Genomic DNA, 17,040 nt, shown 5'->3' on the forward strand with positions numbered 1-17,040 from the left:
TCAACCTCATCTCGCTTGCGGGATGGGGTTGTTTTATTTGTGGGTAATAACTTTAACTATACATGTATAAATTTGATGCCATTAAAGCCCTTGTATCAGTTAGAAGCTGGAAAATACGTAGTATATATACTGAGGCTTGAATAAAAATCAGACAATAAGCTATATAGTACATTCTTCACTTTGCTAGAAAAGAAGATTACTTTTACAAACTATTTTGCAATCTCAAGGAAAATATGACACAGAAAATCCTGAATTTTGTAGAAGTTCAAAAAGATAATACAAATGGTGTCGATGGACTTGCTGGTGCTAAATCCCTCACAGTCAGCCCCGATGGCAAATTCCTCTATGCATCTGGATATGATGACTCGGCTGTAGCGGTATTTAAGCGAGATACAACCACAGGCGCGCTGAGTTTTGTAGAATTTCAAAAAGATGATACAAATGGTGTCGATGGGCTTGCTGGTGCTGAATCCCTCACTGTCAGCCCTGATGGAAAATTCCTCTATGCATCTGGATATAGTGACTCGGCTGTAGCGGTATTTAAGCGAGATACAACCACAGGCGCACTGAGTTTTGTAGAATTTCAAAAAGATGATACAAATGGTGTCGATGGGCTTGCTGGTGCTAAATCCCTCATCGTCAGCCCCGATGGCAAATTCCTCTATGCTGCTGGATATGATGACTCGGCTGTAGCTGTGTTTGAGCGGGATACAACCACAGGCGCACTGAGTTTTGTAGAAGTTCAACAAGATGATACAAATGGTGTTGATGGGCTTGCTGGTGCTGAATCTCTCACAGTCAGCCCCGATGGAAAATACCTCTATGCTGCTGGATATGATGACTCGGCTGTAGCTGTGTTTGAGCGGGATACAACCACAGGCGCACTGAGTTTTGTGGAAGTTCAAAAAGATGATACAAATGGTGTCGATGGACTTGCTGGTGCTAAATCCCTCATAGTCAGCCCCGATGGCAAATTCCTCTATGCTGCTGGATATGATGACTCGGCTGTAGCTGTGTTTGAGCGGGATACAACCACAGGCGCACTGAGTTTTGTGGAAGTTCAAAAAGATGGTATCAGTAGTGTCGATGGGCTTGGTGGTGTCTCTTCCATTACTGTCAGTTCCGATGGAAAATACCTCTATGCTGCTGGATATGATGACTCAGCTGTAGCTGTGTTTGAGCGGGATACAACCACAGGCAAACTAAGTTTTGTAGAAGTTCAAAAAGATGATACAGATGGTGTTGATGGACTTGGTGGTGCGGTTTCTGTAACTCTCAGCTCCGATGGCAAATACCTTTATACTGCTGGATCTGATGACTCTGCTGTGGCGGTGTTTAGTGCCTCTTTGAATCATGCGCCAGAGGTGACAAATGAAATTCTTGACCAAGAAACCACCGAAGATAGTGTCTTCAACTTCACCCTTCCAGTTGAAACCTTTAGCGATGCAGATGTTGAAGATACCCTGACTTACACTGCAACTCTAGAAAATGATGACCTACTGCCTACTTGGTTGAAGTTCGATCCTGCTACCCTTACCTTCAGTGGGACTCCCACAAAAAAGGATGTAGGTAATCTAAACATCAAAGTCACTGCTACAGATATTGCTGGAGAGCAAGCTAGTGATACATTTACGCTTGGGGTTGCCGATAAAAATACTCCTACTACTCTTTTCACATTAATTACAGGCGATATCTTTAGTGTCAAGACTAAGCTGAAGACTAAAGGCAATAAAGCAAAAATCTCCATCAAAATTAAAACCAGCACTGTTAAAGAGGTGAATGAGCTGTGTGTATTTAATGTTGATGATGATGAAGGTAAGATTGATGGCATAGCTCCTGGTGCAGAAGGCTATACACAAGCTGCTCTTCTACGCTCCAAGGTGATTTTCTTCTCCCTTGCTAATATGCCCAAGGGTTTCAAGCATGACGATGTGAATAACGTCTTAGAATTTGACTCTGATACCAAACTCCGATTCTATAGCGTATCCAACAGTACTACTCAGGCTGTACTGTCTGGAAAAGCATCTTTTTCAAGTGTGGTTTTTTCCTCAGCCACAAATACCAACACAGCAGAGGAAGGCTTTTCTCTTAACTTCCAAGATTTCGCTGTAACGGTTCAGGCAACAAATCAAGAAATATCTTTGGGTACAAATTTGCAAGGCAAAAAGGAAGGCGAACTGATTGATTTACGGGGTGTAGGAAAACCGGTAAAGGCTGACTTTAAAGTTTATAGAGAAGCTGCATTGAACAACTTTGTCGGTTTTTATCGGGTGGCTGATGAAAATGGTGGCATTGACACCAATAGCGATGGTAAAGCAGATATTCTCGTTGGACAAGCAGGTTATGCCGAAGCCGCTGTGCGTGGGCGTGTTACAGGCGTTGACTTGACGGTGAGCAATCAAGGTTCGGCAACATCTACCAGCACTTTCGGAACTGATTCGTTATTTGCACCCTTTATTATTATCAATGGTAAAGCGGATAAGTTTCTCGATAATAATGCCAATAACGATCCAAAGATTTACTTCACATTTTTGGGTGCTAACTCAGATAAGCTAGATCACATTCGACTGTTGGGAAATAACACCTTTGGTTTTGAGGATTTAGCCAATGGTGGTGATAAAGATTACAACGATATGATTGTGCAGATCAATTTGAATGTCAATCTTGCCTAGATCGAAGGCGAGTAATTACTTATAAAAATAATACAACCTCATCCCGGTTGCGGGGTGAGGTTGTTTTCTGCATGGCGATCGTATGGACTCATATATGTATAAATGCGATCGCCAATAAAACCTTTGTATCAGTCTTGAACCTGTGCATCAGCGTGTTACAGGTATTTTTTGACGGTGAATAACCAAGGGACAGTTAATTACACCGCGACTTTCAAAGCTGATTCTCTGTTTGGGCCATTTATTATTAGACTTATTGCATAAGTCGGGAAAAGGAGAAAAGGTACTGCAAAAGTCCCCTTCCCCTTTAACCAAAACCTTTTCCCCAAGAGTGCAAAAAGCACTTTTGCCAAGAGGTCTATTATTGATGGTATGGTAATATCGAGCCGAAGGTTTAGGCAGTATATTTACTGAAGTTTACCATTAGCTTTTTATATTTATATTCGGATTCCGATTTAATTTTTGAAAACATGCTGAGACTGAAAAGCCCATTCGATCGGGATTTTATCTAAAATCTTGTCCATAAATCAAATATGATTTTTATATCAGTTTAATAATTGGCTCCTTGGCTATGCCAAAAAAATCCTGCTTCTACGTGATTTCCAGGATATAGCACGCAACGGCTGCAACGAAAAAACTATTAATTAATAAGAGTAATTATGTCAGACACCATCCCGATCGCGATCGCTACCCAATCAACTCAAGACTTGTATGAGCAAATACCTGCTACTCACCTAGTTTTCATAGACCCCACAGGTTGAGAACTACCAAAGTCTAGTAGCAGGTGTATTGCCGAATACCTCTGTTGTAGTCTTAGATCCTGACCAGAATGGCATTGAACAAATTAGCCAAGTGCTGGCAACTCATCGGGAAATCAATACTCTACACATTGTTTCTCACGGCGCACCAGGGCAAGTCTACCTGGGAAACAGTCAACTCAGCTACGAAACCCTCAACCATTATGCTTGGCAACTCATGGACTGGGCAAATGTTTTGAGTACAGATGCACAACTACTATTGTATGGTTGCGAAGTTGGGCAAACAGAGCAAGGTAAAGCATTTGTACAACGTCTGAGTGAATTCACAGGTGCAGTAGTAGCGGCGTCTGATAACTTAACGGGGAGTACTGCATTAGGTGGTGACTGGGAACTGGAAGTTTCTACGGGCGCAATTGTTCCTACTCTGGCATTTCAGCCAGAAGTAATGGCAGTTTACGCTTCAGTACTAACTGCTCCAGTCTTGTCCAAAGCGATCGTAGACCAAAAAGCCACCCCAGGTATTCTCTTCAGCTTCACTGTACCAGATGACATTTTCACCGATCCAGATGTCGGAGATAGCCTCACCTACACTGCAACTCTGGACAACGATACGCCTTTGCCGACAGGGTTGAAGTTCAATGCTACTACCAAGACTTTCAGTGGTACTCCTGAGAATACGGACGTAGGTAGTCTAAACATCAAAGTTACCGCTAAGGATGTTGGTGGAGAAACAGCTAGTGATGTGTTTAAACTTACTGTTGATACTCCTCCAGTCTTGTCCAAGGCGATCGCAGACCAACAAGCCACTCAAGGTGTTCTCTTCAGCTTCACTGTACCAGATGACACTTTCACTGACCCAGATGTCGGAAATACCCTTACCTACACTGCAACTCTGCCCGACGATACGCCTTTACCGACAGGGTTGAAGTTCGATGCTGCTACCAGGACTTTCAGTGGCACTCCTGAAAATGAAGACGTAGGTAGTATAAACATCAAAGTTACCGCTCAAGATTTTGCAGGAGAGCAAGCCAGTGATGTGTTTAAAATCACGATTAATAATGTCAACGATCCTCCTGTCTTGGTAAAAGAAATTGCAGACCAAGAAGTCACCGAAGACACACTCTTTAACTTCACCGTCCCAGATGACACCTTTAGCGATGTGGATGTTGGAGACATCCTCACCTACACTGCAACCCTGGAAAATGATGAGCTACTACCCACTTGGTTGAACTTCAATCCTACTACCTTTACCTTCAGTGGTACTCCTGAGAATGAGGATGTAAGTAGTTTGAATATCAAAGTCACAGCTAAGGATATTGCTGGAGAGGAAACCAGTGATGTGTTTCAACTTACGGTTGCTGACAATACTCCTCTAGTCACAATTACAGGCGATATCTTTAGTGTCAAGACTAAGCTGAACAATGAAGGTGATAAAGCAAAACTCTCAGTCAAGATTAAAAACAACACCTCTAAAGAGGTGAATGAACTAAATGTATTTACTGTTGACGATGAAGAAGGTAGGATTAACGGCATAGCCCCTGGTGCAGAAGGCTATACACAAGCGGCTCTTTTGCGTTCAAAGGTGGTTTTCTCCACTCTTGCCAATTTGCCTAATGGTTTTAATCCCGCCGACCTGAAAAACATATTAGAATTCAACTCTGATACCAGACTCAGATTTTATCTGGTATCCAACAGTACTACTCAAGCTGTACTGTCTGGAAAAACCCCCTCCTCAAGTGTGCTTTTTTCTTCAGGTACAAATAACAACATAGAAAATCAAGGGTTTTCTCTTAATTTTCAGAATTTGGTTGTGGATATTCAGCCAACCAATCAAGAGGTATCTTTAGGTACTGGTGTGCAAGGTGAATATCAAGGCGAACTGATTGATTTACGGAGTGTGACACAATCGGTAACAGCTGAGTTTCAAGTCAACAGAGAGGCATCTTACAATAACTTTGTCGGCTTTTATCGGGTGGCTGATGAAAATGGTGGTATTGACACCAATGGCGATGGCACGGCAGATATTCTCGTTGGTCAGGCTGGCTACGCCGAAGCTGCTGTGCGTGGGCGTGTTGCAGGCATTGACTTGACGGTAAGCAACCAAGGCACTACAAATTCCACTGGCACTTTTGATCCGAATTCTTTGTTTGCACCATTTATTATTGTGGATGGCAGACCTGATGCGATTCTTAGTGGCAATGGCAATAAGAATGTTTACTTCACATTTTTGGGTGCTAATTCAGATAAGGTAGATCACATTCGACTATTGGGAAATAACACCTTTGGTTTTGAGGATTTACCAAATGGTGGTGATAAAGATTACAACGATGTAATTGTGCAGGTCAATTTGAGTGCCAATCTTGGCTAGTATCAAAGGCGAGTAAGCTGTTACGCCAAAAGAAAAGCACATCAACTGGTGAAGGTTGTCCTAAGTCAATTGTCCAAAGTCCAGTTGGTAAACACAAATGACTAATACTTCGGCTTACCTCGGCTCCGCTACCTCGACTTCGCTCGGCACAAGTCGGTACGAGTCGCTCAGTACAAGTGACTAATGACTAATGACGGTCTTAACGGAGTTTGTGCAATATGTAGGCGCATTAGCTTAATTACTTAGGAAAATTCAACAACCTCATCCCGGTTACAGTATGAGGTTGTTTTATGCATGGTGATTAAATGGACTTGCTATTAATTAAACTAGTAAATTTACTGAAGGCAGTTATTGTCTTTCCTTCATAAATTTAATAGTTGACTCCTTTAAGGGGACAAAAAATCTTTATTTTACCAGTTAATTTTTATTAAATTAAGCTAGCAAAAAAGTGATGGAGAATTCTTTCATAATTAAGTATAGGCGATGTTTAACGAGGAAAGCTCCTGTTTTTCGCTATTAATGATATTGTCAATCCCTGTATTCAAGAATTTGTCAAAAATAATTTAGAAATTTAAAGTTTTTTTTATTACATAATTCTTAATTAGGGTATTTACTTAGAAAAGCATCTGTGATATTTTCATGTTGACTATCATAAACTAAAATATGCAGCGCTAAATTTAACAACCACGTTTATGTGTTTTGGTTTGATGATAAGTATCCATCTTGCATAATTGCAATACTAAATATTGATTTTAATTTTGTATAAATTATGTAGCGTTAACCAAGTGATAACTTGTCTTCGATCTATTTAGAGTATGCTTCCTTTTGAAAAACACATAACAATCGTCACCGTGTGATATAAATACAGGTCTGCAATTAGACGAACTTATCCTCTGTGCTTTTACACATTTAAACACCTGAATCCCACAGAAGTATTGTTACTGCTGGCATAAAACCAAACACTGCTACTGTTAGTACAAGAGATACCCCCTAATATTTTCAACTTAACTCCTCACTTTAACTTGTTTTATATGACTTATATTAAGAACACTTTTCCCGAATTTCTCACCGCCCTAGAGGGGTTTGAGCAGTTGCCAGATGGAGCGATCGCTAATCTATCAGAACAACTGCAAGCCTGGCGCTATCGCATAGGCCAGAAAATCATCGGTAAAGAAAGTCTCCCGGAACGCATCACGATCATTTATGAGGGACAAGTGCGCTTGTTGGGATACGACCCTCAGACGCAATTGCCAATTACCCTAAAATTACTACAACCTGGGGAAATTATCGGTGAAATTGGTTTGTTGCGCGATGTCCCCTGTGAAACAGCGATCGCTTCCACCGAAGTAGTATGTTTAACCTTGAGTGCATCAGCATATTTTAGCTTTCTGGCTTCATACCCAGCTTTTGCCGAAGCTCGCAAGAACCGCAGTTATTTGGTAGAAGTTTTCGATATTCTCGCTTCCTATTGGCAAAAGCAAGCGATCGCTACTTTAAATCTCAGAGAACTGACAGAAAAAGCCTTACCACAGGCGAAAATACATTATCTCCCTTCCGGCAAAACTCCCTTCCACCAACTGGATAGCAAAAGCGTTTGGTTTGTGAGTGGCGGTGGTACAGTCACGAATTTTTCACCTGGCGATCGCCTAGAACCAGACGATGACAGAGACAAAATTCAGGTCATCGGTCAAAACCCCGCACGCTTGCTTGGTATACATCCGTCAGATTTGATCTTAGAAACTAGTCATGAGATAGAACTTGCGGTAACTGAAACCAAAGTAGATAGAGATAGCGCTGACGACTTAGATATTATTCCCTACGCATCAGACGAAATAGTTCCACAGCCAGTCCCCCAAAACTCGAAGAATCCGTCAAAACAAAAATATCCATTTTTTGGCGGTAAAGGAGAACTAAATTCAGCCTTCGCCTGCTTCCAAATGATCGCGAAGCATTTAGAAATGCCGTTTCGTCGCGAGGTGGTTCGCCGGATCTTAACTGAGCAAATCAAACGTCAGGGGACTATATCGTTTCAAGTTACTGCTTACCTAGCAGAGTTAATTGGACTGAAGGCGCAGTTGATAGAGTTACCAGTCGCTTCAGTAACGCGCATTCCGACACCTGCGCTTATTCACTACGGTGATAATTTTGCCGTTTTATATGAAGTAAATGCAAATATTGCGGTTGTAGGTGTTCCATCCAAAGGAATTGTGCGCTGCAAAGTAGCTCAATTGGTTGAACAATTAGATGTCGATCCAACTGACTTTCCGCCCAAAGTTAGGGTATTACTGCTGACTACGACCAACCAAACACCTCAAGAACGCTTTAGTTTACGGTGGTTTCTGCCCTATTTGTCAAAGCACCGTCGAGTTCTGATAGAGGTCTTTATCGCTTCCTTTTTCGTGCAGTTGGCAGCTTTGGCAAATCCTCTAGTCGTTCAATTAATTATCGACAAAGTTATCACTCAAAATAGTATTGGCACACTACATATTTTGGGGATTTTGTTATTAGTAGTCGGACTATTTGAAGCAGTGTTGACTACTTTACGAACCTACTTATTTGTCGATACCACGAACCGGATCGATATGGGTTTAGGGTCGCAAATCATTGACCACTTACTACGCCTACCACTGCGCTATTTTGAACGCCGCCCGGTGGGTGAACTTTCCACTCGCATAAACGAACTAGAAAATATCCGCCAATTCTTGACTGGTACTGCTTTAACAGTCGGATTAGACGCTTTGTTTTCGCTGGGTCTATATCGGTGTGATGCTGATTTACAGTTGGCAACTCACGTTAGTCGGCTTAAGCACAATTCCAATATTTGTGATTATCACCTTAGTTGCTTCTCCCACCATTAGCAGACAGTTACGTGCCAAAGCCGAACGCAACGCCGAAACTCAATCTTATTTAGTGGAGGTAATGTCAGGCATTCAAACAGTAAAAGCGCAAAATATCGAATTGCGATCGCGCTTTTCCTGGCAAGAGCGTTACGCCCGATTTGTCGCCGCTGGTTTTAAAACAGTTGTGACTTCTACCCTCGCTAACTCTACTAGCAACTTTCTCAACAAACTCAGCAGTTTACTAGTTTTGTGGGTAGGAGCTTATTTAGTACTGCAACAACAATTAACTTTAGGCGAATTAATTGCTTTTAGGATTATATCGGGTTATGTCACCAGCCCAATATTACGTTTAGCTCAACTTTGGCAAAGCTTCCAAGAAACTGCCTTGTCTTTAGAGCGTTTGAGCGATATTGTCGATACTCCACAAGAAGCAGAAACAGACCGCTACAATATACCTTTACCTTCAATCAAGGGAGCAGTGAAATATGAAAATGTTTCCTTCCGGTTTGGTACAAGTGGCCCTTTACAACTTTCTAATGTCAACCTGGAATTTGCGCCAGGTAAATTTATCGGCATTGTCGGGCAAAGTGGGTCTGGTAAAAGTACGATGATGAAATTACTGCTGAGACTTTACGAAACTGAGTCCGGCAGAATTTTGATTGATGGTTATGATATTGCCAAAGTAGAACTTTATTCGTTGCGACGACAAATTGGTGTAGTTCCCCAAGAGACATTATTGTTTGACGGCAGCGTTCAAGAAAATATTGCCCTAACCAATCCCGATGCCACAACCGAAGAAATTATCGAAGCGGCTCAGGTTGCGTGCGCCCACGAGTTTATTATGAACTTACCAAACGGTTACAACACGCGGGTGGGAGAACGGGGTTCTGCACTTTCCGGTGGACAACGACAAAGAATTGCGATCGCTCGTTCAGTTTTACAACGACCAAAATTATTAGTTTTAGACGAAGCAACTAGCGCATTAGACTATCCCACAGAACGGCAAATATGTCTCAATTTAGCCAAAGCATTCAAGGGCGATACAGTATTTTTTATTACCCACCGATTGAATACCGTCAGTAATGCAGATATGATTGTTGTGATGGATAACAGCAGGGTTATAGAACAAGGTAGCCATCAAGAATTAATGGCTACTAAGGGTCATTATTATTACCTGTATCAGCAACAAGATGTAAACTTGTAATTAGTCATTCTTGAGGGCAAAGGTTTTTGGCATCGGCAAACATTGCCCAACCCACAAAAAATTCAAAATCGTTCGACTGAACGCTCACGACAAGTCCAAAACCCAAAATCGTTATGACTCAACTTAATGGGAATCACCTCAACGGCAATCACAAAAACGGCAATCACAAAAATGGAGTGAAGCACGATTCACAGGTACTGACAAAACAACAAAAAGCTGCTCAAGAGTCTTTAACTAACTTAAACAATCTGGAATTTGAGCAGTCTATTGTCTTGCGCCAATCTCCAATTTGGTCGCGTACAATCATGATTACACTAGTGGGGCTAGCCTGCTTTGGTATTGGTTGGACTTATTTTGCCAAAATTGAACAAGTAGTGCCAGCAACCGGGCAATTAAAACCCCAAGGAACAGTCAAAGAAGTTCAAGCTCCTGTGAGTGGAGTAGTGAAAACAGTTAATGTAAAAGATGGACAAGAAGTGAAGCCAGGTGATTTACTGCTAACTTTTGATTCCATAGCCTCTGTTGCCGAATTAAATTCTTTGAATAAAATTCGCCTTGCATTAATGAAAGAAAACCAGATTTATCGCCGATTGATGAATGCAAGTACTGCCAATGGATCTGAACTGTTATATTTGCGTAGTAACTTGCCACAAGAAACTGCTTTTCTGTTGAAAAGTCGGGCAGCATTAGTAGCAGAAAATGAATTATTCCGCACTCAATTAAAAAATTCTGGTCAAGATTCTGGAGTCGGAATTGATGAACAACAACTTCTACGAGTTGCCAAACAAGAATTAGACTCTCGGTCTTCCGCAGCCCGATTAGAAGTCGAAAAAACCAAAAAACAACTGGTTCAAAATCAAATTAAGCTGGAAGATAGTAAATCAAGTTTAGCTATTCAAGAGGGGATTTTAAATAAGCTGAAGATATTAGCAGAAGAAGGTGGTATTTCTCAACTTCAGTATCTCAACCAGCAACAAGAAGTTCAAAACCGCACGGCAGAAGTAGCGCAACTAGGTGAAGAACTGAAACGTCTCCAATTTGATATAGAAAAAGGACAACAAGAGTTAAGCAATACGGTCGCTGTTTCTGATAAAAACATTTTGGATAAGATAGCTGATAACAAACAGCGAATTGCCGAAATCGATAGCCAATTCATGAAAGTTGTGCTGGAAAATGAGCAGCGTTTGGCAGATGTCAATAGTAAAATATCTCAATCACAGTTAAACGTTAAATATCAAGAACTCCGCGCACCTGTAGCTGGAACAGTTTTCGATTTGCAAGCAAAAAATCCTGGATTTGTCGCAACTCCAACTACAAAATTGTTGCAAATTGTCCCCAAAGAAAACTATATTGCTGAAGTTTTCATCACTAACAAAGATATTGGATTTGTGCGAAAAGGTATGAAAGTAGATGTCAGAATTGACTCCTTTCCTTACAGCGAGTTTGGCGATATTAAAGGAAAAGTGAATGAGATAGGTTCAGACGCATTACCGCCAGACCAAACCCATCAGTTTTACAGATTTCCGGCAAAAGTCTCATTAGATAGACAATCCCTAGTGATTAAGGGCAAAAAAGTTAACTTGCAATCAGGTATGTCCATCAGTGCCAATATAAAAGTGCGCGAAGAACGAACTGTGCTGAGTTTATTCACGGAGTTGTTTACCAAGCAAGTTGATGCTCTTAAACAGGTACGATGAAAAGAATTGAGTTAAAAAACCGCAGTGACTTCACAAGAAGAGTTGCTGCTTCACTAAGTACATTAGTACTGAGTACTTTTTTCTCTCTCAGCACTCAACACTCTTGATGATGGTTAATTTTCAACGCATCGAACCTGCTTCTGGACAAGAATCAGTTTGGGATTACCCTCGTCCTCCTCTTTTGGAGGACACAACCAAACATATCCAAATAGTCTTTAACGGAGTAGTAATTGTAGATACTCACAGCGCCAAACGTGTTTTAGAAACTAGTCATCCTCCTTCTTACTACATTCCCCCAGGGGATATCAAAATGGAATATCTACAGATGACTCCGCAATCTAGCTTTTGTGAGTGGAAAGGAAGTGCTGGTTACTACACAATCCAAGTTGGTGATAAACAAGTCCATAATGCTGCCTGGTTCTACCCAAAACCCACATCAGCCTTTGAATCTATCAAGGACTATGTAGCTTTTTATGCTCATTTAATGGATAAATGCTACGTTAATGGCGAAGAAGTGCAACCACAACCAGGTAACTTCTACGGCGGTTGGATAACCAGTGATATTGTTGGGCCATTTAAAGGCGCTCCTGGTACTTGGGGGTGGTGAGTCAAACCCTGCGGTGAATTCAAAATTCAAAACTTGTACTGAGCGTAGCAGAAGTATTCAAAATTCAAAATTGAAGACCCCACGGATAAATCTAAGAGGGTGTTTGAAAAGTTTTGAGGGGTCAAATTTTATGCTAATCGCCTCACCATGATGCGGATCATGGCAAGGTAAATAAACGTCTCGGATGTTTCGGGCAATAACTCATAGTCTCGAACTAATCGGCGACATCCCATGAGCCAACCAAAAGTTCGCTCTACAACCCAACGTTTTTTGAGCAAGATAAAACCTTTAGCCTCTTGGGAGCGCAACACTACCTGGACAATCCAACGGCAAAAATTCATGACCCACTGCATGAAAGGTTCTCCATCAAAACCACCATCTACCCAGATAGTGGTCAAACGAGAGATCTTGTAATGGGACTGTTTGACCCGTTTTAGAACTTGTTTTCCCCCTTCTCGTTCACCAACATTGGCTGCGGTGACTACAACCCTCAACACTAATCCCAAAGTATCGACCGTCATAAATCGCTTGCGTCCTTTGATTTTCTTACCCGCATCGTAGCCCACTCCTTGACTCACCATCGCTGCACTCTTCACGCTTTGGCTGTCGATTATCGCTTCTGATGGACTCGGATGGCGCTCAATTTCGATTCTTGTCCACTCTTGCAAGCGATCGTGGATCTGCAACCACGTTCCATCTTGTCGCCAGTTACGGAAATAGGTGTATACAGTCTGCCACACGGGAAAATCACCAGGTAACGCTCGCCATCTCACTCCTTCAACTAGAACATAGAAGATGGCGTTGAGTACTTCCCACATATTGACTTCACGCTTACGACCACCTGGTTTGGGTTCTGGAATCATCTCACTGAGAAATTCATATTGGGTGCGGGTCAGGTTGCTGGGGTATGCTTTACTCATGCTGCTCTCTCGGTGCTGTCTACTATCTATTCACAGCCTATACCGAGAGAGCTTTTTTACAACATTCCCAACTTTTCAAACATCCTCTAAGGGCTTGAATTAATGTTGTTGCTTTGCATTTTTTATTTTCCATAAATAAATTCAGGAGCTTGTATCCTTTTTTCTTTGGTCAATGTAGTAGCGCGATATGCTTAAAATGTTGGGTTTCAAAAACTTACGAAAACCAAAATTCAATAATTAACAGAATTACTCAACCCAATAAATTAAGCTTGCTGTGCTACTACTACTAAATAAACCAAGTTTTATGAAATATAAAAAATCCGGTTTCTGGGATTACTGAATTGAGGTTATGGCTATCTAGCAGGTTTTCTTTCAAACATCAAATACGTACCTCCTAGCCCTTCTACAATTGTGCGTGTATTGGCAATCATCATTTTCTGATAAGTGTCCGCTTCGCTTCCTGGTTCACCAAGTCCCTCAGCATATAGCTTTCTGTCAGAAACGTTCACTTCAGCTTCTTTGGCTACAGATTGAATCAAATTAGGATTAATTTCCGCCTCAGCAAAAATTGTTGAGACTTTAGCCCGTTTAATGTTTGTAGCCAAATTTTTGACTCGTTCGGTTGTCAGATTTTCATTAGTACTAATACTTTGCAATCCTCCTGTCAATGAAATACGGTATGCTTTGGCGTAATAACTCAGTGCATCAGAGGTTGTAACTAGCTTACGTTCTTTGGTAGGAATACTGGCAATTCTTGACTTAATCCAGCTATCTAGTTGAGTGAGTTCATTGGTAATTTTTTTAGTATTACTGCTATAAGCCTCTGCATCACTAGATTGTAATTTTCTCAAATTACTATTAATTACCTCCACCATTCTGATAGCATTTTTGGTATTGTGCCAAACATGAGGATCGGTTATATTCTTACCACCTACCTGAAATTTTTGTGGCTTAGGTACTGCCAGTTGAGCAACGGCTATTTTTGGTGTAGGGTTTTTAGTTGCTTTAATTAACTTAATCAGATTTGGTTCAAAATTGTAACCATTATAAAGAATAAGATTAGCTTGCTCAATGGCTTTACGATCTTCCGGTTTTGGTTTATAAAATTGGGGGTCGGCAGAAGGGGAAGTTAAGCAGGTGAGGTTAACTGTATTGCCAGCAACCTGCCTGGTTAAGTCACACAGTACGCTTGTAGTCGCTACAACTTGGGGAAGATTCTCATTTACTTGGGTGTTAGTCTGAGTGAATGTAGTGCTTACAGCTTGATTTCTACATCCAACAAATCCAATTGTTAAGGCAGCAAGAATAACTGGGAAGAAATTATTCAATGGCGATTTTTTTGACATCCTCAACTCCTACTGGATGTATAAAAAAAGATAATCATTGTTGGTAAAGTATTAGTAAAATACCAGGGGAGAGTCTTCAGCAAAGAAGAGATTAAGGGCTGAGGGAGAAGGCTTCGGCAAAGAAAAGGGTAAAGTTTAAGGGAAGAGGAATTAAGAGACTTTCTCCTCCATCACTTATCTGTTTCCCAAGTCCACACCCAGCAATTTTTGATTGGCGATCCACTAGTGAGGTGTTTACAGGCAAAATATTAGTTAACTGCACACGACAAACTGGAAAACTGGTAGAGGTCGAAGCACAATAATAGAGGCAATGCTGGGGAGTCTCCAAGAAGTGTAGTTCTCTCACCATCTGTTGAAGGGTCTATACCATTGTGCTTACATCCCACAAAGCTCGCACATTGATTAGGATTAGCAGGTTAAGGAGTGGGAGGTAGTAATGGGGCTTATGGAGCATACGGGTTGATTTCGCAAACCGAGTCGTGAATCTAAGGCAATTGTAGCTGTGGTTTTGCCAGGTGTGGACATATCATTGTTACAAAATTGGCAAATTGGCGATTTTTTAGCCATCAGCCTTTGTTACACTAATTTTTACCTAGTAAAGCCTTTTAATATTGCTTAGAGCATTATCTAACTACTTTTTATTGCCAGAATCCAGGATGTACTTTGTGCCATAAATTTTATCCTTTAGTTTCTTCATCATTAAATAAGAGCCAAATCAAGTATATAGAACAATTCCTCAAAGCTAATATTGGTCAAGATAAATAATGGTAATTTTAGTTGTCATAATTAACACCCTGATTTCACTGATACTAATTTATGTGGCTTGGCGGGTGTGGCAACTTAAGCAGCAGTTAGCATACATAGCAGATAGGTTAACCGCTTATGAAAGTTGTACGAATACAACCCTGAATAAAGCACCCGAAAATATTTATCTCAGCCAACAGAATATTTATAACTTACGGCAGAGAAATCAAGCGCTACAAATGCAAATTCAACAAGTGCGGCAAATTATCAATTTACTTTTGCTAGGGCGGCAAATCTGGCAGCGTTATTTTCTGAAGCTAGAGTTAATATCTCGGAAAAGAACAGTTGCAAAATGAGTTATGTCAGGTTCATATGAACATTAGACTTCTTGGCATTTGTCGGGTAAAGGGTAAGGGTTAAAGGGAAAAGGGATAAAATTAACATTCCCCTTTAACATGCACCCATTTCCCAACCTCTTGCAAAAGGCACAAATGCCAAGAGGTCTATATTAAGGCTGACAGGGAACACACAGAAAGATCCGTAGTAAGATCCCATAGGGTGCATTGGCTTCTAGCGTAGGCATAGCCCGCACTTCTCTGCGAGACGCTCCGCGTAGCTTGCTTCCACGAAGTGGTACGACAAAGCTCAGTGACCGCCGCAGGCATCACTTCCTCTTTCCATACCCTCAAAGCTTGTTATTAAGAGCGTTCCTTCAGTAGAAGGGTATGGAATACCCAAGACATAACACAAAAAGATGCCCACCAGAGGTATCAAAACGTTGAGAAATACGGGGAGTTTTGAATTACAAGTAATTAATGCTTTTAGTATTAATGAATAAAAGCAACATTTCTGGCTGATATTTTGTCACCATAGATTAACTGAATAAAATCGGTTGAGTCTTACAAGGGGAGAAAACCCACCTAAAATGGGTGTAAGGAGAGAAACAATAACATGTCTAATAACCGTTCTGGAGTATTTTTTGGCGGTTTGATGCTGGGAGCTACAATCGGTGCTTTGACCGGTTTACTCGTGGCTCCACGCACAGGGCGCGAAACGCGTAAAATTTTGAAAAAATCTGCTAATGCTATCCCAGAATTGGCAGAAGATTTATCAATGAGTGTGCAAATTCAGGCAGATCGTCTCTCTGCTAGCGCACTACGAAATTGGGATGAGACTTTAGATCGATTACGGGAAGCGATCGCAGCAGGTGTAGATGCCAGCCAGCGAGAAAGCCAAGTCTTGAAGCGACAAACATCTGTTAAAGACTCAGATTCGCTTCCACAGCAATTAGAACGCTCATAAATGACATAACCGTGATTGAACCCCTGTTTTGGTTGGGACTTTCCTTACTTTTAGTCGCCACAAGCTTGACTGCGGTTTTAGTGGCGGCGATACCGGCTTTGCAGGAGTTAGCACGCGCGGCTCGCAGTGCAGAAAAGCTATTTGATACTCTCTCGCGGGAGTTACCACCGACTTTAGAAGCTATCCGTGTGACTGGTTTGGAAATCACTGACTTAACTGATGATGTCAGTGAGGGCGTAAAAAGTGCTAGTCAGGTTGTGAAACAAGTCGATCAAAGCCTTGATAGTGCAAGAATTCAGGCTCAAAATCTGCAAGTAAGTACGCGCAGCATTTTTATTGGCGCGAAAGCTGCTTGGAGAAACTTCACGCGCCAAAAACCCGCAAGGCGGACGAGCGATCGCACCCCAAGCAATGAAAAACCACCACTAACGTTGCGAGAACGAGAAGTGTTGAGGCAAGAAAATCGTCGAATCAAAGCAGAAGTGTACCGCGTTAATGACGGTTATAACGATGCCACTAGCTGGGAAACCAATTTCGATGATGAAGATTGAATTAGGGCATTGGGGAGGCAGTGCGGGTCTTCTC

General features: G+C 41.5%; 10 protein-coding genes and 1 pseudogene. 8 read left to right on the forward strand and 3 right to left on the reverse strand.

The features are described from left to right. Positions 1-233 precede the first annotated feature (233 nt). From NSTCB13_RS11110 to NSTCB13_RS11130, 5 genes and pseudogenes are all read left to right on the forward strand, one after another. On the forward strand, positions 234-2,672 hold the full coding sequence (locus NSTCB13_RS11110; RefSeq protein WP_448269836.1) for a beta-propeller fold lactonase family protein: 2,439 nt from the start codon (positions 234-236) through the stop codon (positions 2,670-2,672). Between the two features lie 786 nt (positions 2,673-3,458). After that, positions 3,459-5,795 (forward strand): putative Ig domain-containing protein, encoded by a 2,337-nt coding sequence (locus NSTCB13_RS11115; protein WP_448272412.1) that lies wholly within the window; start codon positions 3,459-3,461, stop codon positions 5,793-5,795. 1,031 nt (positions 5,796-6,826) lie between these two features. After that, positions 6,827-9,839: pseudogene (locus NSTCB13_RS11120) on the forward strand (peptidase domain-containing ABC transporter). Between the two features lie 113 nt (positions 9,840-9,952). Then, positions 9,953-11,536: an HlyD family efflux transporter periplasmic adaptor subunit gene (locus tag NSTCB13_RS11125; RefSeq protein WP_445629601.1), complete on the forward strand. Its 1,584-nt coding sequence runs from the start codon at positions 9,953-9,955 to the stop codon at positions 11,534-11,536. A 109-nt stretch (positions 11,537-11,645) separates the two neighbouring features. Continuing rightward, complete coding sequence (locus NSTCB13_RS11130; protein WP_445632265.1) at positions 11,646-12,143, forward strand: DUF427 domain-containing protein; 498 nt, start codon at positions 11,646-11,648, stop codon at positions 12,141-12,143. Between the two features lie 128 nt (positions 12,144-12,271). Here the strand turns inward: NSTCB13_RS11130 and NSTCB13_RS11135 are convergent, their stop codons facing one another. The 3 genes from NSTCB13_RS11135 to NSTCB13_RS11145 all read right to left on the reverse strand — a co-directional run bounded on the left by NSTCB13_RS11135 (position 12,272) and on the right by NSTCB13_RS11145 (position 14,758). Further along, entirely contained in the window at positions 12,272-13,063 is a 792-nt protein-coding gene (locus NSTCB13_RS11135) for an IS5 family transposase (RefSeq protein WP_448272413.1), read from the reverse strand. A gap of 353 nt (positions 13,064-13,416) precedes the next feature. Continuing rightward, a complete protein-coding gene (locus NSTCB13_RS11140; RefSeq protein ID WP_448272414.1) occupies positions 13,417-14,409 on the reverse strand; it encodes a metal ABC transporter solute-binding protein, Zn/Mn family in 993 nt (330 codons plus the stop codon). 91 nt (positions 14,410-14,500) lie between these two features. After that, positions 14,501-14,758 carry a hypothetical protein gene (locus NSTCB13_RS11145; protein WP_448272415.1) on the reverse strand — a complete coding sequence of 86 codons (258 nt, stop codon included), beginning with the start codon at positions 14,756-14,758 and terminating at the stop codon, positions 14,501-14,503. Positions 14,759-15,173: 415 nt separating this feature from the next. Here NSTCB13_RS11145 and NSTCB13_RS11150 point away from each other — a divergent pair, with 415 nt between their 5' ends. The 3 genes from NSTCB13_RS11150 (at position 15,174) to NSTCB13_RS11160 (ending at position 17,006) form a co-directional block, all read left to right on the forward strand. Further along, positions 15,174-15,509: a hypothetical protein gene (locus NSTCB13_RS11150; protein WP_448269847.1), complete on the forward strand. Its 336-nt coding sequence runs from the start codon at positions 15,174-15,176 to the stop codon at positions 15,507-15,509. Between the two features lie 595 nt (positions 15,510-16,104). Continuing rightward, positions 16,105-16,455, forward strand: coding sequence for a YtxH domain-containing protein (locus tag NSTCB13_RS11155; RefSeq protein WP_445629604.1), 351 nt, complete (start codon positions 16,105-16,107; stop codon positions 16,453-16,455). A gap of 11 nt (positions 16,456-16,466) precedes the next feature. Then, a complete protein-coding gene (locus NSTCB13_RS11160; RefSeq protein ID WP_448272416.1) occupies positions 16,467-17,006 on the forward strand; it encodes a DUF948 domain-containing protein in 540 nt (179 codons plus the stop codon). Positions 17,007-17,040 lie beyond the last annotated feature (34 nt).

The sequence above is a fragment of the Nostoc sp. DSM 114160 genome, assembly GCF_053470305.1.